Below are 19,866 nucleotides of genomic sequence, written 5' to 3'. Positions count from 1 at the left end.
ATAATTTAAAAAAATGTGTAAAAAGTCCTGATGCAATGATCGATTTGTTACTTTAGACTAATTAGTATAAAAAAATTTTAAATACATTCTTCCTGTTATTCTATTTTTCAGTACATGATGAATAGTAATAATATATAAATGCTCCAATTATATCACTACAAGGAGTGGAAATATGGATTTTAAAAGGGAATTCATCTTAAAAACAAAAGCAATATATAAAGAAACTGTTTCAGAAAATATGGCATACAGTAAGATGTGTGAGAAATTCGAATCATATTTTGTTGACTTAAAAGAGTCTTTAAAAAAGGAAATTGAAGTTTCCAATGGTGAGTTTGATATTATGATTGATAAAGATAGTGTTATTGAGGTCTTATTAAATCAAAGAGAGTTATTAATTACGATTGATGACGCTGGGGTAGTAGTTAGTATTAAATATTTTGACGAGGTGCAAAATGAACAGGTCGAAAATAAGATTGATATAATTGAATATGATGGTGGAGCATATAAGAGTCAAGTATTTCAATCACCTATTACTAGAAATATAATTGATAATTATTTAGCTATTGCGTTTAGAGATGATTTAGAGAAGAATTTTGAGAGTTATAGTGAATGATAAAGTGATTAATTTAGAAGTGATCTATTCCAACTAACGAATAGTAAGTCTAGAGCTTGGAACTTCCAAGCTCTTTTAATTTATTATCGTTCTTCCACTTGAAATCTTAAAACGGTTTTCAATTTTTCAGGTTGAGTTTTTCTTGCATCAGAAATGTAAATTTCTTTATGTGTTTTTTGAACTCTTTGTAGATGATTCACCATACAGAATTCTTCCATTAATTTAAAAGTTCTTGGCTCGTCATCATAGCTTCCGATGTGCATGGCTTGAACACATAAACCTTCAGTAATCGATTCTAGTTTTACGTTTGCTAGCAGTGGATTTTTCTTTTTTTGTTTAAGTTGATCTAAAATGATGTACGTTAAATCTTCTGTAACAAAGTCGGGTTGTCGTATCATTAATTTATATAGAAAATGTTCTTTATTTAAGTAGTCAAGTTTTCGACCTTCTTCATCTAAATCCCAAACACCTTCAAGAGGGAAGACAGTGTAATCAAAGTATCCTTCTGGAACTATACCTTTTTTGGGTAACATTTTAATGGCATATGCTAAAGAATAAAGCGCTTCGACATTTTCTTTAAATAATTCATTATTTGGATTACCTTTGCCTTCAATCGTTATATATTTAAAGGTTGGTATTTTAATTTTACTAGGCTTACTTTTTGGTAAATAAATTTCTTTTAAGCTTTTTCTCCACTCAAGTTTACTCACTAAAAAAACTCCTTTAATGATAAGTCAGTTTAGATTATTTTGCTTGTCTATACTTATGAAAAACAAAAAGCAATCACATAAAGATGTCATTGCTTTTAAAAGGTTTAATGATATGTACGATAAACTCCTATTACTTTTCCTAAAATTGATACTTGTTTTAATAAAATAGGAAACAGGGCATCATTTTCAGGTTGAAGTCTAAAATGGTCGCTTTCTTTATAAAAGCGCTTTACAGTAGCTTCACTATCTTCAGTCATGGCAACAACAATTTCGCCATTTTCAGCAGTGAATTGTTTTTTAACGATGACAAGATCGCCATTCAAAATACCAGCATTGATCATACTATCTCCTTCAACTCGTAACATAAAAACTTGTTCGTTAGATGGAGCGACAGATGTCGGTAAAGGGAAATATTCTTCTACATTTTCAACTGCAGTAATTGGAATACCTGCAGTTACTTTACCGATTACTGGAATGTTAATAATATCGTTATAGATTTCACTGTATGATGCTTGTACTTCATTCACAACAGTTGCTGTATCTCCAAGAATCTCGATTGCACGCGGTTTCGTAGGGTCTCTTCGAATATAGCCTTTTTGTTCTAGTCTCTCTAAATGACCATGTACTGTAGAGCTTGAAGCTAAACCAACAGCCTCAGCAATCTCTCGAACTGAAGGTGGATAACCTTTAATTTTTACTTCATCTTTAATATAAGCTAAAATTTCTGCTTGCCTTTTCGATAGTTTGTTCATTCGAATTTCCCCCTTGCCTATAAAGTAGATAATACGTTCCTCTTTATTTTTTTCATTATATCATGATAGGATAAGATATACAAACGTTAGTTCTATTTTTAATTAAAGTAGTTTTCGTGTTCGTATGGAGGGAACAGTTAATGAATGCAATAATTTACGCGAGAGTAAGTACAGCAAAGGATTCACAAGAAACATCATTGCATAGACAAATAAGTGAACTAACCGAATTAGGTGAGCGGATGGGAATGTGTATTCTAGAAACAATAGGCGAACAGGCTAGTGGGTATGAAGTAGAAAGAGAAGGGCTATTTCAGCTATTCCAAATTATAAAAGAGCATCAGGTTGATGCTTTGTTAATACAAGATGAAACAAGATTAGGAAGAGGTCATGCAAGAATCGCTTTATTACATTTTTTAAAAAGGGAAGGAATAAGATTATTTACCTCTTCACAAAATGGACAATTTCAATTAAGTGAAAGTGATGAAATGGTTTTAGAAATTTTAAGTATTGTAGAGGAATATCAACGGAAAATTCATAATATGAAAATAAAAAGAGGTATGAAAAAGGCAGTTGAAAACGGGTATAAGCCTCAAAAAAACTTAGAAGGTAGTTTAAACGCAGGTGGTAGAGATAAGTTGGAATTACCGATTTCCGAAATAGTAAGATTACGTCAAAATGATCTAACATTTGAAGAAATTGCTGCAACCTTAAAAGGATTTGGATATAACGTTTCAAAGGCAACTGTTAATAGAAGGTATAATGAACATATGAAAGAAATCTCCGATATTGAAAGCTAATGCAATTTATTGTAAGATGAGATACATTGAATAGAATATTAGACTCTGACTAACGATCACTTTCTTGGTGCATGCCTGCTAAGCGCGGTGCTCTTTACCCAAATGGTAAGATAGCTCGTCGTCAGACATTCTAGCAAAGAACATACAATTAATCGTCTGATTATTAAAGTGATGGAACTAACAATGAATAGATAAGATACAATTAAAGGAGAGGTTATTATTGGTTACTAAAAAAACTTTAGATAGAATAAATGAATTATCAAAAAAGTCAAAAGAAGTAGGTTTAAGTCCTGAAGAGAAAGTTGAACAAGATCAATTAAGAAAAGAATATTTAGCAGATTTCCGCTCTCGTATGGTCGATGAATTGACTTCAATTAAGATTGTTGATGAAAAAGGGAATGATATTACTCCTGCAAAGTTAAAATATGAAAAAGCAATGCGTAAAAAAAACTTACATTAAAAACATTTTTACAATATAAAATTTCATATTTTGTTAAAAATAATAGAAAAAGCAGAAGAATATTCTGCTTTTTTCTATTTCTTGGAAAGAATTTGTTAAAATTGTCAAAACTTAGTGTTAGTTATTGTAATAAATCATGGTAAATTATATGATAATATCTATGAATAAGCTAAAGGAGCGAAATTTATGTCTAATAATATTGAACAGTTAGCAATCAATACGATTCGTACATTATCAATTGATGCAATCGAGAAATCTAATTCTGGTCACCCAGGAATGCCAATGGGTGCTGCACCAATGGCATATGCATTGTTTGCAAAATTTATGAATCATAACCCAAAAAATTCAAAATGGTTTAACAGAGACCGATTTGTTTTATCAGCAGGCCATGGTTCAATGTTACTATATAGCATGTTACATTTATCAGGTTACGAAGTGTCAATTGAAGATATTAAAAACTTCCGTCAATGGGGAAGTAACACCCCAGGACATCCTGAATTTGGACATACACACGGTGTTGAAGCTACAACAGGTCCATTAGGACAAGGTATTGCGATGGCTGTTGGGATGGCTTTAGCAGAGCGTCATTTAGCAGGTACATATAATAAAGAAGATTTAAATATAGTTGACCACTTTACATACTCAATTTGTGGTGACGGAGATTTAATGGAAGGTGTTTCTGCAGAGGCAGCTTCATTAGCGGGACATTTACAGTTAGGGCGCTTAGTAGTTCTTTATGATTCAAATGATATTTCATTAGACGGTGAATTAAATCGTTCATTCTCTGAAAGTGTAGAAGACCGCTTTAAAGCTTATGGATGGCAAGTTATCCGAGTAGAAGATGGTAATAACTTAGATGAAATTACTGCAGCGATCCAAAAAGCTCAAGAAGAATTATCAAAACCAACTTTAATCGAAGTGAAAACAACAATCGGTTACGGTTCTCCGAATAAATCTGGTAAATCAAAATCTCATGGTGAGCCATTAGGAAAAGAAGAAACGATTTTAACGAAACAAGCGTATGCTTGGGGTTATGAAAATGCATTCCACGTTCCAGAAGAAGTATATGCACATTTTAATAAAGTAATCGTTGAAGCTGGTGCAAAGAAAGAAGCAGAATGGGATGCTACATTTGCAAAATACGAAGAAAAATATCCTGAATTAGCAGCTCAATTAAAGAATGCGATTGAAGGTAATATTACTGTAGATTTAGAAACAGCATTACCAAAGTATGAAGTAGGTAAAAAAATTGCGACTCGTTCATCTTCAGGTGAAGCAATTAATGCTATTGCAAACGTATTACCTAGTTTCTTCGGTGGATCAGCTGACTTAGCTGGATCTAACAAAACGTATATGAATGGGAAAGGTGACTTTACGAGAGAAAGCTACGATGGACGTAATATTTGGTTCGGTGTACGTGAATTTGCAATGGGTGCAGCCTTAAATGGTATGGCTCTACATGGTGGCGTTCATGCGTTTGGCGCGACATTCTTTGTGTTCTCTGATTACTTAAAACCAGCAATTCGCTTAGCAGCTTTAATGAATTTACCAGTTACTTATGTATTTACACATGATAGTATCGCAGTTGGTGAAGATGGACCTACTCATGAACCAGTTGAGCAACTAGCAGCATTCAGATCATTGCCTAATCTGAATGTAATTCGTCCAGCAGACGGAAATGAAAGCTCAGCAGCATGGAAAGTGGCTGTAGAAGCTAAAGACGCACCTACAATGTTAGTATTATCTCGTCAAGATTTACCAACTTTAGAGGGGACTACTACTGATATTTATAATAAAGTTTCAAAAGGTGCTTATGTTATATCTCCTGCAAAACAAGATAAAATTGATATTGTATTAATTGCAGCAGGTAGTGAAGTACAATTAGCAGTTGGAGCACAAGAAAAACTACAGGCAGAAGGAATTTCTGCATCGGTTGTTTCAATGCCTTCAATGGACTTATTTGAAAAGCAATCTGATGAATATAAACAATCAGTATTACCAAGAGAAGTTACAAAACGAGTAGCAGTAGAAATGGGGTCTTCATTCGGCTGGCATAAATATGTAGGATTCGATGGAGAAGTTATCTCAATCGATACATTTGGTGCATCTGCTCCAGGTAACTTATTAATGGAGAAATTCGGATTTACTGTTGATCATGTCGTTTCAGCAGCAAAAAAAGTATTACAATAAAAGGTAAAGATGGAAAAAGTAGGGAAAGAATTTTAAATTCTTTTCCTATTTTCTAAACTTTTTTCAATATAATACTTTATTAAAGATTTTTCGACAAAACTAGTTGGTTTTCACTCCTTAAAAATGACAAATATTTTGAATGGAATTTTATATAATCTTCCTTACAGATAGTTGTTGGGAGTGGACAAGATATGAGGGAATATAAAATTTTTTTAATTCGAGAACCACTGTCTATAGAATTTTATGGGAAAGAGCATAAAATATATCAACTAGTATATGAGTATTATTACTCATCTATTGAACTAAGGAAAATTATCGAAAAACAATTAGAATATATAACAGAACCAATACCATTATTTGAGCTACATACTTTTATTCGCAAATTTGATTCTCAACAGATCTACTTTTATGAAGAAACTGGAGAGTATCTTCTCGAACTTGTTGATGGTGCAAAAGCTCAGCTAAAACTTTATCCTAACGAACTAATTTTATATGCAGAAGGATCATTAGAGGCAGAAACAATATTCTTTGAGCTATTAAGAAAATTTCGTTCAACGTTCATTGCAATTGATGTGAAGGATCAACGATTTGGCTGGCTTAGACCTATCGCCTATCAAAAGTATATTTAAACGATTAAATTGCAGTTTGCTCTTGTATAAACTGGTTAGTTTTAGTAAAATTGTTTCTAGATGATTTTAAGGAGGAAGCAATAAAATGTGGGTATACTTTCTAGTCGGCATCTTAGCATTAATTGCAGGTGTAGCGATTGGATTTTTCATAGCTCGTCAATATACAATGAACTACCTAAAGAAAAATCCACCAATTAATGAACAAATGTTAAAAGTAATGATGGCTCAAATGGGACAAAAACCTTCACAAAAGAAAATTAACCAAATGATGAAGGCTATGAACAACCAAACAAAATAATAAAACCTTTTAAAATATAAGGCTTTATAGCTTGTTAAGAAATAAATATTGAACATATTCTTTCAGGAAACAGATCTTTACAGTGAATCCTACTTCGAGAATTTGTAATTATTTAAATCATGAATCATTTTACTAATTTAAACCACTTATTCTGTTGGAAATAACCAATGGGAAAGTGGTTTTTATGTTTTTTAGAGGGAAATTTTAATAAATACAAAAAGAAGTTGGCCCTAAATTAGAAAAGTAAATAAAAAATTAAAACACCGGCCTTCAAGAAAGGTTGGTGTTTTTTTATCTTATTTCTTAATTTTGAATTTAGAAGAATTCTGATTTTCATATCATTTTTAATTAACACTCCAATACAGTACTTGTTTAATAATGTGAATACGATCCTTTAATCATTTAGTACATCGCTAAACTATTTTAGAACAAATATTTTTATACAGAACATACCGAAATGTACAAAAAGTTGACAAATATTTTGAAAATGAATCGTGTTATTCGGCGATTTCTAACCGTTTAACAAGTTACACGAAGAAAAAAGTCGATAAAAAAGTTCATGGAAGTTCCAATGTTTGTCAATTTACTCATTATTAAAAGATTAGAATTATTAGTAAACTATTATAAAATTTATTATGCTTCTACATATTAGTGCAACTAGGAAACTATCAGTGAAGTCTATTAAGGAGTAATTTGCTAGGCTTATCTTAAAGATAGATTTCATGAAGAAGGAGGAAATTTGGCAGGTTGTTTTCCGATTTATGATTATATGTTAATAGCTCTTAAAGGGGGGACTTAATTAGGAGGTGACGTTAAAGAGGAAAAAAAGTGATTGTATCACATATTCGACATGGCAAAATTGGAAAAAGAAAACTACATAAATTATAGGTTAGTTTACAAGTGAGAGGAGAATCTATTTGAAGCGTAGATTTAAGATTGCTGTATTATCGACCACTTTAATAATTTCCATGTATTCAACAGCCGCATTCGCTGCTGAACCAGGGCTAAATCAAATGCCCGGTCCAGTGGATCCCCAGTCATGGGTGAATCCAGAGGATATGACTTGGAATGATTATAAACCAGTCCCGGGTATTAACTGGAGTACCGATAAGAGTATTCAACCGGAAACAAACCTTAAAGGGGCATTGATTTTAGTTGACTTTCCAGGTCAGGATTTTATCTTGACTTTGCCCAAAGGTAAAGATCTCATCGGTAATCCACAAGTCAATGCTGTTCCCCGCGAAAAGCTTGGGGAGTTTTGGACGAATTACTTAAATGTACCGAGTGAGTTAAATCATTATCAGACAATCGATGGCTTTTGGAAAGAGAATTCATATGGAAAATGGGGCGTAACTCTTGATTCTTACGGTCCTTACCGCTTAGATAAATATGAATTTCAGTATGGGCTAGATAGTTTTAATGCTGGTTTTCTGCCAAGTAATTATAAAACCGGAAACCTCTTCCAAGACGGCATAAATGCGGCAACAGCCGATATTATAGCTTCTGGAAAAAACTATGACTTTGCGTTTATTGTACATGCTGGCTATGATGAATCAACTGTTTGGCAAGAACTGGGTGAAATGAAGTTTATGAATCAGAACTCGGTACCTTCTGAATTTGGTCCTCCAAATTTAACAGGATTTGAGAGCATGCCAACTTGGGCAAAAACACGCTATGTACCTTGGACTTCTTGGTTTGCAGCTAAATCTATTTGGTCTGCTGCATCGAGTGCAACATTAAACGGCAAATCGATTCGTGTTTCTATTCAAGGAGAAAGCGATGGCATGTCGACATTTGCTCACGAATTTGGTCATCTTAAAGGACTGGGCGATAACTATAATAATGCAGCTTTAGATCCTCGAACCTATGCGGGTTATTGGGAAACGATGAGTCGTGGATCATTTAACGGTCCAGGTGGAACGCACACTCGCTGGATGATTCCAGCTACCCTTGGTTCTTCCTTGCCAGCTCCACATACGCTTCGAAACAAGATGAAACAAGGATTTCTATCTAATGATGAAGTACTGCAACTCAATCGTGATGAATTAAAAGAGTCTGGTCCGGCTTTTGCGGATATTATCGCGCGCGAAGTACCAATTGGCAGTAAATTCGGCAGAAACGGACTCCATGGGATCAATATCAGTATGACTGATTTAACTCCAAGCAATTACTTAAGCGGAGACTGGCGTAACGATATGATCGGCAACGTAAACAACGCTAAGTACAATAACTACACCCTTGAAGTAGTAGATCGAGTTGGAGCGGATTCCTTTGCAGCCGATTCTGGTGTATTGATTTCCAAAACGAAAAATGCGGAGACTGCACCGTTTATCTGGCCAGTTGATTCACATCCTGAAGATATCGCATTGAAGGACTTTACAAAGCCTGACGGAACAAAAGTGTCGGTTACAAAAGGTGACCCAAGGCAAACATTGGATTCTTTATTCCATGCAGGGAATGGAGCTAGCTTAGTAAGCGGGAAATTCGATGGTTCTATTAGAAAAGACGATGTTGTCAGTGAGTACATCGATCCTTACAATCATCTTCACTTCTACATTTTAGGCAAATACAAAGGCAATGACGGGGTACTTCATTATCAAGTTGCAGTTCGTAACACGGAAGGATCAGGTGCTTATAAACGCGACGTAAATGTAAGTGCAGGTACAATACAACCGGCCGTTGCGGGCAAAGTGGCAGTTTACCATTTTAATGTTACAAATACCGGCGATGCAAAGGATCTTATTCGAGTTAACGCTTCTGTAGGTGAAGATTGGACGGTTCAACTTGATCAAAATATTGTTGCAGTAGAACCGGGGAAAAGCATTGATGTACCGGTGTATGTTAAAATTCCTAAGGGTATGACAGCTCCGGCAAACATTAACTTTACGGCAACTTCAGAAACAGACTCAAATCAAAGCGCTACTGATAACAATCTTTTACTGAGCAATCTAAATGCAGCTGGTGTAAGTTCTTTAATCGACATCTTCGAAAATGCGGGAGCTTTCAAAGCAGGTTCAGCGCAAGCATTAAAGGCACATTTGAGGTCTGTAGAGCAATTTGAAATGAAAGGTTCTTCGGATAAAGTTATCAAACATATTAATGATTTTAAAGGATTTTTAGAGAATGAAAATGCTTCGAAAAAGGTTTCCGTAAAAGCGTATACTAATTTAAAAGCTTATGCAGATGCAATGATTGAGGTTTGGAAATAGGGTAGATTGACAGTTCAGGATAGATTACCTGTGCATAGGATGAGCTGGTACAGGAGATAACATACTAAACCACTTTCTATTGGGAAATGAACCAATTGAAAGTGGTTTTTTTTGTAATAAAGAACATAGTTAAAAGGCTCCGATTAATTTCCGGGGCTTTTACTAGTTATGAACTCTTTAGATCTCTAGGGAGAACAACCATTATTTGTTTTTTAAAATTTATTAATTTCATCCTTTATTTTTCTATTCAAGTTTAATAATAAACTAATTTCTTTAAATCGTTTTTGGTAAGGTACCTGAGGGCTAGTCCGTAAAATAGGTTACTTTTTCCTTTTTATTTTCCATAATTCACCTCCATATTAAAATTTTGCTATATAACGAAGTAGAGACGCATATCTTTAGCATTACCGAAAATTTTCAACCATTTCAAATAAGGCAGATTATTAAAAATGATTTAATTTTTATGTTATAATGAACACTGTGTTTTGAGTTTTCTAAAAATTGTAAAATTAATTTTGATAGCATTGCGGGGGTGAAGGAATGTCAGTTTTTAAAGATTTGTTTTGGTTTTTTAAACAAGAAAAAAGAAACTATGTATGGGGAATATCTCTTTTAGTAATCGTTGCAATTTTAGAGCTACTACCTCCGAAGGTTATAGGTTATGTCATTGATGAAATGGTAAAAAACTCACTTAATAGTAAAAATTTGCTTTTTTGGGTAGGTTTAATTTTTATAAATGGGTTACTTCTTTATGCATTTCGATATTGGTGGAGGAGATTAATATTTGGTTCTTCTTTAAAGTTAGCCAGACAGCTAAGAGATGATTTATATAATCATTTTTCAAAAATGTCTCCATCTTTTTATCAAAAAAATAGAATAGGAGATTTAATGGCTCACGCAACAAACGATGTTCAAGCAGTACGCGAGACCGCTGGAGCTGGGATCTTAACTTTTGTTGATTCTATTATTTTAGGTGGATCAGTACTAATAATGATGGCAGTTTCAATAAGTTGGAAGTTAACACTTATTAGTCTATTACCATTGCCAGTTATGGCCATTTTGACTCAATATTATGGTAAATTATTACATCAACGTTTTCATTTAGCACAAGAATCATTTTCAGAATTAAATAATAAAGTTCAAGAAAGTATGAGTGGCTTAAAGGTTATCAGAAGTTTAGGGCAAACAAAAGAAGATGTAACCGCTTTTAAAAACCAAGCAGATTTAGTAGTGAAATACAATATGAGAGTTGCTAGAATTGATGCACTTTTTGATCCAACTATCATGTTAGTTGTTTCGATTTGCTATATTATTGCAGTTGTTTATGGTTCTAGATTAGTTATTGCAGATGATATTACTGTTGGACAATTAATTACATTTGTTACTTATTTAGGAATTTTAATTTGGCCAATGCTTGCAATTGGATGGTTATTCAATATTGTTGAAAGAGGTCGCGCTTCTTATGATCGAATTCGTTCTTTATTAAATGTTGAACCTGAAATTAAAAATAAGAAAAATGCATTAGAAAAACTTCCCATGGGTGAAATTACTTATTCAATTGATTCATTTAAGTTTAATGAAGAATCAAATTTTGAATTAAAAGATATTCATTTTAATGTGCAAGAAGGTCAAACAATTGGAATTGTTGGTAAAACTGGTCAAGGAAAAACAACTCTCTTAAAACTTTTATTGAGAGAATATGAAGTAATTAACGGGAGTATTTCAGTTGGCGATTTAGATATTAAAGATACAACTTTATTATCTCTTAGATCACATATCGGTTATGTACCGCAAGAACATTTCTTATTTTCATCATCAGTTAAGGAAAATATAGCGTTTAGCCAAATTGATTCATCAATCGAAACAGTACATAAAGCTGCTGAGATTGCTAATATTCATGCGGATATTTTAGAATTCCCGTTAGGCTACGACACGATTGTAGGAGAAAGAGGGGTATCATTATCTGGTGGACAGAAACAAAGAATTTCAATCGCTAGATCTTTAATTAAAAATCCTAATATTTTAATATTAGACGACTGTTTATCCGCGGTGGATGCAAAAACAGAGGAAAAAATATTACACTCATTAAAGGATGAGAGAAGTGGGAAAACAACATTTATTACTTCTCATCGTATGAGTGCTGTCATGCATAGTGATTTAATCATCGTTTTAGACGAAGGAAGAATTATACAACGTGGTAAACATGAAGATTTAGTGCAAATTGATGGTTGGTACAAAGAAATGTTTGAAAGACAACAACTAGAAGAACTAGTAGAGCAAGGAGGGAGATAAAATGAATCAAGAGATTGAAATCGATGCTAAAAGGCAGAAAAAAGATTTAATTCGTCTTCTATCATTTCTAAAAAAATATAAAGTTTTACTGACTTTTGCATTTATTTTCTTATTCCTTGCAACAGCATGTGAAATGTATGGTCCAATTTTAGTTAAAAGATTTCTAGATGATCATTTAATGAAAAGATATTTTCCAAAAGATACAATTGCAATGTTATTTTCTATTTATGTTGCAATAACAATCGGAAAAATCGTTTTATCATATTTACAGCTTTTAATGTTTCAACAAATTGCTTTTAAAGTTGTTCAAGATATAAGAATGAAAGTTTATGAGCATGTCCATTCATTAGCTTTTTCATTTTTTGATAAAACGCCGATTGGAAGCATTGTATCAAGAATTACGAATGATACAGAAGCTATTAAAGATTTTTACGTGAGTGTACTGGCAACGTTTATCCAGCAAATTGTCTTTTTAGTGGGAATCATTATTGCGATGTACTCATTAGACGTTAAATTAGCAACGATTTGTGTAGGGTTAGTTGTCATTGTTTATTTTATTATACTTACCTACCGTAAAAAAAGTTTTCCATTTTTTATGGAAACCAGAGGGCAGTTAAGTAATTTAAATGCTAAATTAAACGAACACTTACAAGGTATGTCAATTATACAAGCATTTAACCAACAAAAAAGATTACAAAATGAATTTGAGGGAGTTAATAAGTCTCACTATAATGCAGGTGTAAAAACAATACGATTAGATTCTCTGTTTTTAAGACCGGCAACAGATTTAATTTATACAATTGGAATAATGTTTGTTCTTAGTTTCTTTGGAATTTCTTCTTTTAGCAATCCAGTTGAGGTTGGTACTGTTTATGCTTTTGTAAGTTATTTAGAAAGATTTTTTGAACCGATTACGCAAATGATGATGAAATTATCTTTATTACAGCAAGCTGTCGTATCTTCATCTAGAGTATTTGACTTAATGGATGAAGAACAAAAAGCTCCTACTAAAGTTGGAACTGATCTACCAAAAGTAAAAGAAGGAAGTATTGATTTTAAAAATGTATCATTCGCATATGACGGAGTACACAATGTCATTCATGATATTTCATTCTCAGTTAAACCAGGTCAATCAGTTGCCTTTGTTGGTCATACAGGAAGTGGTAAGTCAACAATTATGAATCTATTATTACGTTTTTACGATGTGAAAGACGGGGAAATTCAAATTGATGATCAAAAACTATCAACATTTGAAGAAAGTGAATTACGTTCTAATATCGGATTAGTTTTACAAGATCCTTACTTATTTGTTGGAGATATAAAAGGAAATATCTCAATGTATAATAACAAAATAACTGAAAGAGAAATTAAAGAAGCATCCGAATTAGTTAGAGCAAATGAATTTATTGAAAAATTACCAAATGGGTATGATGAGGCAGTTGTTGAAAGAGGTTCAACTTTATCAAGTGGACAGCGCCAATTAATCACGTTTGCAAGAACGATCGCAGCTAAACCTACTATTCTTATATTAGATGAAGCAACTGCAAATATTGATAGTGAAACAGAAGAAGCAATTCAAGAAGCTTTAACAGAGATGAGAAAAGGTAGAACTACTGTTATCATTGCCCATCGTTTATCAACAATTCAAGATGTTGATTGCATATATGTATTGCACAAAGGGAAAATCGTGGAAGAAGGCAACCATCAACAGCTTCTTGCAAAACAAGGGTTGTACTATAATATGTATCTATTACAAAATAAAGGGTCTTTATTATTGGCCGAGTAGTGAAAAAGTAGCTAGATTTTCTAGCTGCTTTTTTTAGATAGAACTATATTCAGGATGATATTAGTAAAAATTAATTCATTATTAATCTATTTATAAAGTGGAGCTAAATTAATCGAATCTCAATTTAGCAGTTTTATGTGTTAAATTATCCTAGTAAATTTAACATTAAATAAGTTGTTAAGTTCATAATAAAACTAGTTAATTTACAAATAGTAGAATTCTCCCAAAATGAATAGAAAAAGATCACAATAATAGTTCAAATATGGGGTGTCTCGAAGATCAGGAAGGTAGAGCGAAATGAGAATATTTTGGTGTTAAAGTACCAATTTTTACTGGATATCGCATATTACACTCGCTATTTATTATTTTATAATAATTAAATTTCAGTTAAATTTAATAATTGTAAGTAAAAACTTTATTATTTTTTTCTAATTAAGGTTTTTTTCGTATTGTTCAGAAAAGGAAAATATTACCAAAAAATTTACGGAATTTGTTGTAATTGTGCGAAAATTGAATATTTTTAGCGTTTAATATCGAATAATATTTCTTTTTTAAGACTATTTCGAGAATTATAATCGATATCAGAGAATAAATTTAGTATTTTGAAATTAAATATGAAAATGAATGGGTATTAAATTTATTATTCTACTATAATATTCTTATAATTTAGGAGTTTTACGTACTCAACAAGGAGGAATATGCTTTGAAAAATTGGAAAAAACCATTAATGACTGTAGCAGCAGCAAGTTCTTTATTATTAGTTAATGCACCAACATTTAAAGTAGCCGCACAAGTAAATAAGGAAGTAGCTCAAGGTACTGGGGCTGCTGTGCTAGATGGAACAAATTATTTTGGAGACATGGATCCAAATACTACGCTATCCATCGATTTTGTTTTGAAACTTCAAAACAAAGATGATTTAGAAAAATATATAAAGGAAACAGTTACACCATATTCTCCGCATTATCGTAAATATTTAAGTGTTGATGAATTTAAAGCTAAATATGCACCTAATCCAGCTTATATCCATTCTGTTACGTCTTACCTACAATCATATGGTATTAAAACTGATGTTCATGCAAATAACTTAACGATTACAGCAACAGGAACAGTTGCTCAATTAAATAAAGCCTTAAGTGTCGATTTAAAATATGCTAGTTTTAAAGGTAAAAGCATTCATGCTACTAAAAAGAACCCAACTTTACCAAAAGTAATTTCAGATAATATTTTATGTATTTTAGGTTTAAATAATTATTCTAATTTAGAATCAAGATCTGTTAAACAACCAGCAATAATTGATAAAAAGGATGTACCAACTGGTCCCCTTAGTTTAACACCACAAGATTTACAAAGTCATTACAATGTTAATCCACTTTATAAAAAGGGAGCAACTGGTGCTGGCGAAACAATCGGTATTGTTACATTAGCAGAATTTAATACAGACGATGCTTATAAATTCTGGGATAATGTAGGAATTAAAACAAAGCCTAATCGTATTAAAGTAAATGAGGTTGATGGCGGTTCTGGATGGGATGGCTATGAAGAAACTACTTTAGATGTTCAGCAAGCGGGTGCAATTGCTCCTGATGCAAATATTAATGTGTATGTAGGTCCGAACTCGGATACTGGATTTGTCGATGCATTTTCAAATGCAATTAATGATAATATAGCTAAACAAATTTCAGTAAGTTGGGGATCAAGCGAATTGAGTATAGATTCATACGTACAGCAGCAAATGGAAGCCCCAGAGTATGAAGATACATTTAATCAATTATTTATGCAGGCAGCAGCACAAGGGATTTCGATGTTTGCCGCAGCTGGTGATGCAGGTGCTTATGACGAAACTAGAGGTGCAGATAAAGTATTTAAACTTACAGCTGATTTCCCAGCAGCAAGTCCGTACATTACTGTAGCGGGCGGAACGACATTACCTTTCCAATTCCATTCTAATTCAACAGGCGTCGATGTCAAAGTAGGGGAAGAACGTGCTTGGGGTTGGGATTATCTAAATGAATATTACAAAGCTAGAAAACTACCAGATGCTAATTTAATTAATGGTGGTGGTGGAGGTTTCAGTACTCATTTTGAAACGCCAGATTACCAAAAAGGAATTAGTGGTGTTAATCAGTATTCTGCAGTAGATGAGTTTACTATTTCACCTGATTTATCAAATGTAACATACAAACAACCAACTGTTATTTCAGGACAAGGTACAGGACGTAACCTTCCAGATTTATCAATGGCTGCAGATCCATACACAGGATATTACGTTTATTTAAGTGCACCAGGTAAACCAGGTACAAATTCAGGATATGCTGTATTTGGCGGAACTAGTTTCGTTTCACCTCAATTGAATGGTTTATCAGCGTTAATTAATAGTGCAGATCATACTCAAGTAGGTTTCTGGAATCCACAAATTTACCGTTTTGCACAACAAAGTTCTTCGCCTTTCACACCATTAAATAAAACAGGCGCGCAAAACGATAATCTATTCTATTCTGGTACACCAGGTACGCTTTATAACCAAGCTACAGGACTTGGCATACCTGATGTAGCAAAATTAGCTGATAATTTCAGTACTCCAGAAAAATAAATTAAATAATAAAAAGTCGCATATTATTGCGACTTTTTTTTGTTTACTTAATCGCTGAAACGAACTTAAAGATATCGAAAATAACTAAATAAAATAAAGCTTCATCACTAAAACCGTTTCGATTGCTCCAAATACTACGAAAATGATATGTAAAGTAAGGAATGATAAGATAATTGCAACTAATATTTGTTTAGTTGGAAAACGATTTGGCCATCAAAGATTATCATATGATTATACTATAAAATTAATAAAATTTTCAAAATACTAAAATTTAATTTGTTTAATCTTTGGGATTATTATGAAGTTAAAAGAGGAGTTTTTGGAAATGTCATAAAAAATTTTGACTTATTCATGATATTTATAAATTATAGGTAATATTTCCCAATAATAAATGATAAGGATTAATAATAATAAAATACTTGGCCATATTTTTTTTAACATGTTTCCACCTTAATATAAATTAGTTTATTAAGAAGTGTTCCGAAATTTAAGTGAAAATATTCCATTTTAATCACTATTCTTCAATTTATTGGTAATGAATGAATGATTAGTGGTTCTTGAAATATGAGTATGATGCGGTCTATTAACTACTTTTAATACTAAATAAAAAGTAATTCTGTTATAATATTATCTAGAATGTAAAGATGAGAAGGGATGTAAGTTAATGGGGGATTTAAATATTGGTATTGCATTTGGAGCGGGATTTCTCTCCTTCATTTCTCCATGTTGTCTACCGATTTATCCAGCGTTTTTATCGTATATTACAGGGGTATCTTTAAGTGATTTACAAAATGAAAAAAGAATACATAAAAGTAAAACTTTACTACATACTTTGTTCTTTTTACTAGGATTTACAATCATTTTTATTGTTTTAGGTTTTAGTACTTCCATAATTGGATCTTTTTTTATGCGTTATCAAGATTTTATTCGTCAAGTTGGTGCGATTTTAATTGTATTTTTAGGATTAGTTGTAACGGGTATTTTTCAACCGAAGTTTTTAATGAATGATCGAAGGTTTCAATTTTCAAAACGTCCTTCAGGATTTGTAGGATCTACTTTAATTGGATTAGCCTTCGCAGCAGGTTGGACACCTTGTACTGGACCAATCTTGACTTCAGTATTTGCACTTGCAGTAAGTAACCCAGGTTCTAGTCTATTTTATATGTTAGCATATACACTTGGATTTTCTATTCCATTTTTTGTATTGTCGTTTTATTTAGGCTCATTAGGTTGGATTAAAAAGTATTCACACAAAATCGTCGTTTTTGGTGGTTATATCATGATCATTATGGGAATCATGTTATATTTTGATTGGTTGACTAAAATAACAATTTATTTTACTAGATTTTTTGGTGGATTTACTGGGTTTTAAACAATATCTTTCCAATGAAAAAAATTGAAGGATTTGAAGTTATTGGATTTGCATCGATGTGATAGAAGCAGTATTATATAATCAGTTTATATGATAAAAAGAATGCTTTATATTCACAAAAACTGTAATAATCAGTTTTTAAAATAGTCAATGCATATGAGAATTGTTATTCTTTAAGATTGAGAAAAAAGGTAGTGAAAAAAATGAGTAAAGATATGAGTATAATTTTTAGCACAGTATTAGCAACTTGTATGGCTTTAGGTGTTATTGTCGTTAGACTAAGAGCTGCTAAAAAGCCGACAAACCTTAGAAAAATAATTTTACCTCCATTTTTTATGAGCAGTGGAGCTTTAATGTACTTAGTACCAGAGTTTAGATTGACAGGTTCTGAAGTATTAGAAGCTGTTTGTATGGGAGTATTTTTTTCGTTATTTTTAATTAAAACATCTAAATTTGAAATTGTGGATAATGAAATTTATTTAAAAAGATCTAAAGCATTTGTCTTTATCTTACTTGGTTTATTAGTCGTTCGAATCGTGATGAAGTTATATTTAAGTTCATCAATCGATGTAGGCCAATTAAGTGGTATGTTCTTCTTATTAGCATTTTCAATGATTGTTCCTTGGCGCTTAGCAATGTACAAATCATATCAAAAAATGAGAAGACAGCTTCCTTCAAATACAATTATCACTTGAAAAAAACGTGTACCTTTTCGGTACACGTTTTATTTTGCAAGTAAATGTTTATAATCAGCAAAATCAATTTCTTTTTTCTTTAGTGTTTTAACTAAAAATGCATGATCCCGCTTAGGGGTTGCTTTAATATACCCTTCAATAATTAAGCTTTGTGTAATTTGCGAAGCGTTATTTAGCAATGCCAATTCACCAATTTTTCCAGCTATTTTATCTCGAGCTATATCTCTAAATAAAGATGGAACAGGTTTTACTAATTCTTCAAGTAATTCTTTCTGTTCAGTCGACCATAAATGTCTTGTTTTTTGTAAATATTCTTCCTGCCAATCTAAAATCGATTTCCCATCCTCTTTAGGTAATCTTTTCAAAAACTTTCTGAACATAAAGTATCCGCCGATTGACATCATTCCTAACAAGAAAATTGTCCATAAGACAATCATAATTTGAGAAAAGAACGAAAACATATGTATCCTCCTTGTATTAGGTAAACATACCACTATTATAGTAAGAAAATATGACAAGTATCAAGCAAGTACATATGTTTTTTGTCAAAAAATGACCATTTATTTTTAAGTACTAGTTTCATTTTAAGTATTTGAATCATATAGTAGAAAAAATAAAGAAAAAAGTCGTAGAGGAGGCGAAAGAATGTGAAACAAACTAAATTCTCTTCTCACTTTACGTTTCTAAGTGTTTTATTTTATATGGCTGCCAGTTCAATATTCCTGGTTATACTGTACAAGTTAATATCAATGCTTGTAGGAAACGGAAATGATTTAAAGACTTATCTGCAAATCGCTGTAGTCGTAATTGTTTTAAGTGTTACAGCTTTCCGCCTAATAAGAAGTGATATTGTATTAATCCAGGATGAAATTATTATTCATAAAGGCATTCTAACAGTTAAACTAAAGGTCAATGATATTACAGAAATCAAGCAACTAGTCGAAGTTTATGGAAAAAATAAAGAAGTAATCACTTTATTAATTCATATTAACGAGTCAGTACAACCAATTATTTTAACTCTCGAAAATCCAAAAGCTTTTATAAGAGAATTATTAATTTTAAATTCCGACATTATATTTGATGAAGAATTGATTATTTTAGTCAATAAAAAAAACTAATAAATGAAAGCCAAGTTTAGTTAATTATAGACTTGGCTTTTTGCTTTTAGAATATTGAAGTCTTTTTATAATCATAATGACTAGTACGAACCGCATGAACTAGAACTTGAGAATGATGGGCTACTTTTAGATTATTTCAACCACTAAAATTATAAGGTTTTTGCAGGGTGTCAGGCATTTTATTCTGATTATAGAAATGAAATGAATACCATTTTGTGATGAATTATTTTACTAAGTTTTAAATGTTTTTAGTGATATATGCAAGATTAAGCATTAAACTATTAAAGTAATAAGGTATTCTTCAGTAAATTAATGTATATTATATTTGTTGAATAGATTCTCTTTTAAGATA

The 19,866-nt window shown here is 32.0% G+C and carries 16 protein-coding genes; 13 read left to right on the top strand and 3 right to left on the bottom strand.

The features are described from left to right. The first annotated feature begins 172 nt into the window (after nucleotides 1–172). Nucleotides 173–613, top strand: coding sequence for a hypothetical protein (locus tag MY490_RS13160; RefSeq protein WP_248266129.1), 441 nt, complete (start codon nucleotides 173–175; stop codon nucleotides 611–613). A gap of 83 nt (nucleotides 614–696) precedes the next feature. Here the strand turns inward: MY490_RS13160 and MY490_RS13155 are convergent, their stop codons facing one another. Next, the gene (locus MY490_RS13155; protein ID WP_248266128.1) at nucleotides 697–1,323 is read right to left on the bottom strand and encodes a GyrI-like domain-containing protein; all 627 of its coding nucleotides are present in this window, start codon (nucleotides 1,321–1,323) and stop codon (nucleotides 697–699) included. Between the two features lie 104 nt (nucleotides 1,324–1,427). Next, nucleotides 1,428–2,075, bottom strand: a complete 648-nt coding sequence (gene lexA, locus MY490_RS13150; protein WP_098232921.1) for a transcriptional repressor LexA — start codon at nucleotides 2,073–2,075, stop codon at nucleotides 1,428–1,430. A 140-nt stretch (nucleotides 2,076–2,215) separates the two neighbouring features. On the opposite strand from lexA, the gene MY490_RS13145 reads away from it, so the two are divergent. The 11 genes from MY490_RS13145 to MY490_RS13095 all read left to right on the top strand — a co-directional run bounded on the left by MY490_RS13145 (nucleotide 2,216) and on the right by MY490_RS13095 (nucleotide 18,396). Beyond that, nucleotides 2,216–2,872 (top strand): YneB family resolvase-like protein, encoded by a 657-nt coding sequence (locus MY490_RS13145; protein ID WP_248266127.1) that lies wholly within the window; start codon nucleotides 2,216–2,218, stop codon nucleotides 2,870–2,872. Between the two features lie 220 nt (nucleotides 2,873–3,092). Beyond that, nucleotides 3,093–3,332 carry a DUF896 domain-containing protein gene (locus MY490_RS13140; protein WP_098231729.1) on the top strand — a complete coding sequence of 80 codons (240 nt, stop codon included), beginning with the start codon at nucleotides 3,093–3,095 and terminating at the stop codon, nucleotides 3,330–3,332. A gap of 186 nt (nucleotides 3,333–3,518) precedes the next feature. Beyond that, nucleotides 3,519–5,522 carry a transketolase gene (gene tkt, locus MY490_RS13135; protein ID WP_248266126.1) on the top strand — a complete coding sequence of 668 codons (2,004 nt, stop codon included), beginning with the start codon at nucleotides 3,519–3,521 and terminating at the stop codon, nucleotides 5,520–5,522. Nucleotides 5,523–5,713: 191 nt separating this feature from the next. Next, entirely contained in the window at nucleotides 5,714–6,151 is a 438-nt protein-coding gene (sirA, locus tag MY490_RS13130) for a sporulation inhibitor of replication protein SirA (protein ID WP_248266125.1), read from the top strand. 85 nt (nucleotides 6,152–6,236) lie between these two features. Beyond that, nucleotides 6,237–6,449 carry a YneF family protein gene (locus MY490_RS13125; RefSeq protein WP_056476721.1) on the top strand — a complete coding sequence of 71 codons (213 nt, stop codon included), beginning with the start codon at nucleotides 6,237–6,239 and terminating at the stop codon, nucleotides 6,447–6,449. A gap of 917 nt (nucleotides 6,450–7,366) precedes the next feature. Further along, nucleotides 7,367–9,658 carry an FIMAH domain-containing protein gene (locus MY490_RS13120; RefSeq protein ID WP_248266124.1) on the top strand — a complete coding sequence of 764 codons (2,292 nt, stop codon included), beginning with the start codon at nucleotides 7,367–7,369 and terminating at the stop codon, nucleotides 9,656–9,658. Between the two features lie 540 nt (nucleotides 9,659–10,198). Next, nucleotides 10,199–11,950: an ABC transporter transmembrane domain-containing protein gene (locus tag MY490_RS13115; RefSeq protein WP_248266123.1), complete on the top strand. Its 1,752-nt coding sequence runs from the start codon at nucleotides 10,199–10,201 to the stop codon at nucleotides 11,948–11,950. 1 nt (nucleotide 11,951) lies between these two features. Continuing rightward, nucleotides 11,952–13,736 carry an ABC transporter ATP-binding protein gene (locus MY490_RS13110; protein WP_248266122.1) on the top strand — a complete coding sequence of 595 codons (1,785 nt, stop codon included), beginning with the start codon at nucleotides 11,952–11,954 and terminating at the stop codon, nucleotides 13,734–13,736. A 703-nt stretch (nucleotides 13,737–14,439) separates the two neighbouring features. Beyond that, a complete protein-coding gene (locus MY490_RS13105; RefSeq protein ID WP_248266121.1) occupies nucleotides 14,440–16,329 on the top strand; it encodes a S53 family peptidase in 1,890 nt (629 codons plus the stop codon). 664 nt (nucleotides 16,330–16,993) lie between these two features. After that, entirely contained in the window at nucleotides 16,994–17,701 is a 708-nt protein-coding gene (locus tag MY490_RS13100; protein WP_248266120.1) for a cytochrome c biogenesis CcdA family protein, read from the top strand. Nucleotides 17,702–17,916: 215 nt separating this feature from the next. Continuing rightward, nucleotides 17,917–18,396, top strand: a complete 480-nt coding sequence (locus tag MY490_RS13095) for a CcdC family protein (protein WP_248269374.1) — start codon at nucleotides 17,917–17,919, stop codon at nucleotides 18,394–18,396. A 29-nt stretch (nucleotides 18,397–18,425) separates the two neighbouring features. On the opposite strand, the gene MY490_RS13090 is transcribed toward MY490_RS13095, so the two are convergent. Beyond that, nucleotides 18,426–18,857 carry a DUF2621 family protein gene (locus tag MY490_RS13090; RefSeq protein WP_248266119.1) on the bottom strand — a complete coding sequence of 144 codons (432 nt, stop codon included), beginning with the start codon at nucleotides 18,855–18,857 and terminating at the stop codon, nucleotides 18,426–18,428. A gap of 186 nt (nucleotides 18,858–19,043) precedes the next feature. On the opposite strand from MY490_RS13090, the gene MY490_RS13085 reads away from it, so the two are divergent. Continuing rightward, nucleotides 19,044–19,514 carry a hypothetical protein gene (locus tag MY490_RS13085; protein ID WP_248266118.1) on the top strand — a complete coding sequence of 157 codons (471 nt, stop codon included), beginning with the start codon at nucleotides 19,044–19,046 and terminating at the stop codon, nucleotides 19,512–19,514. Nucleotides 19,515–19,866 lie beyond the last annotated feature (352 nt).

Source organism: Gottfriedia acidiceleris, from assembly GCF_023115465.1.
In the GTDB taxonomy this organism is placed as follows: Bacteria; Bacillota; Bacilli; order Bacillales; family Bacillaceae_G; genus Gottfriedia; species Gottfriedia acidiceleris_B.
The sequence above is the reverse complement of the archived record's forward strand: the minus strand, read 5'-3'. Positions and strand labels throughout refer to the sequence as shown.

Bases quoted from the DNA above. Each gene is read 5' to 3' on its own strand.
- MY490_RS13100 (WP_248266120.1), top strand. From the start codon at position 16,994: ATGGGGGATTTAAATATTGGTATTGCATTTGGAGCGGGATTTCTCTCC.
- MY490_RS13160 (WP_248266129.1), top strand. From the start codon at position 173: ATGGATTTTAAAAGGGAATTCATCTTAAAAACAAAAGCAATATATAAA.
- tkt (WP_248266126.1), top strand. From the start codon at position 3,519: ATGTCTAATAATATTGAACAGTTAGCAATCAATACGATTCGTACATTA.
- MY490_RS13095 (WP_248269374.1), top strand. From the start codon at position 17,917: ATGAGTATAATTTTTAGCACAGTATTAGCAACTTGTATGGCTTTAGGT.
- lexA (WP_098232921.1), bottom strand. From the start codon at position 2,075: ATGAACAAACTATCGAAAAGGCAAGCAGAAATTTTAGCTTATATTAAA.
- MY490_RS13125 (WP_056476721.1), top strand. From the start codon at position 6,237: ATGTGGGTATACTTTCTAGTCGGCATCTTAGCATTAATTGCAGGTGTA.
- MY490_RS13110 (WP_248266122.1), top strand. From the start codon at position 11,952: ATGAATCAAGAGATTGAAATCGATGCTAAAAGGCAGAAAAAAGATTTA.
- MY490_RS13090 (WP_248266119.1), bottom strand. From the start codon at position 18,857: ATGTTTTCGTTCTTTTCTCAAATTATGATTGTCTTATGGACAATTTTC.
- MY490_RS13145 (WP_248266127.1), top strand. From the start codon at position 2,216: ATGAATGCAATAATTTACGCGAGAGTAAGTACAGCAAAGGATTCACAA.
- MY490_RS13115 (WP_248266123.1), top strand. From the start codon at position 10,199: ATGTCAGTTTTTAAAGATTTGTTTTGGTTTTTTAAACAAGAAAAAAGA.
- sirA (WP_248266125.1), top strand. From the start codon at position 5,714: ATGAGGGAATATAAAATTTTTTTAATTCGAGAACCACTGTCTATAGAA.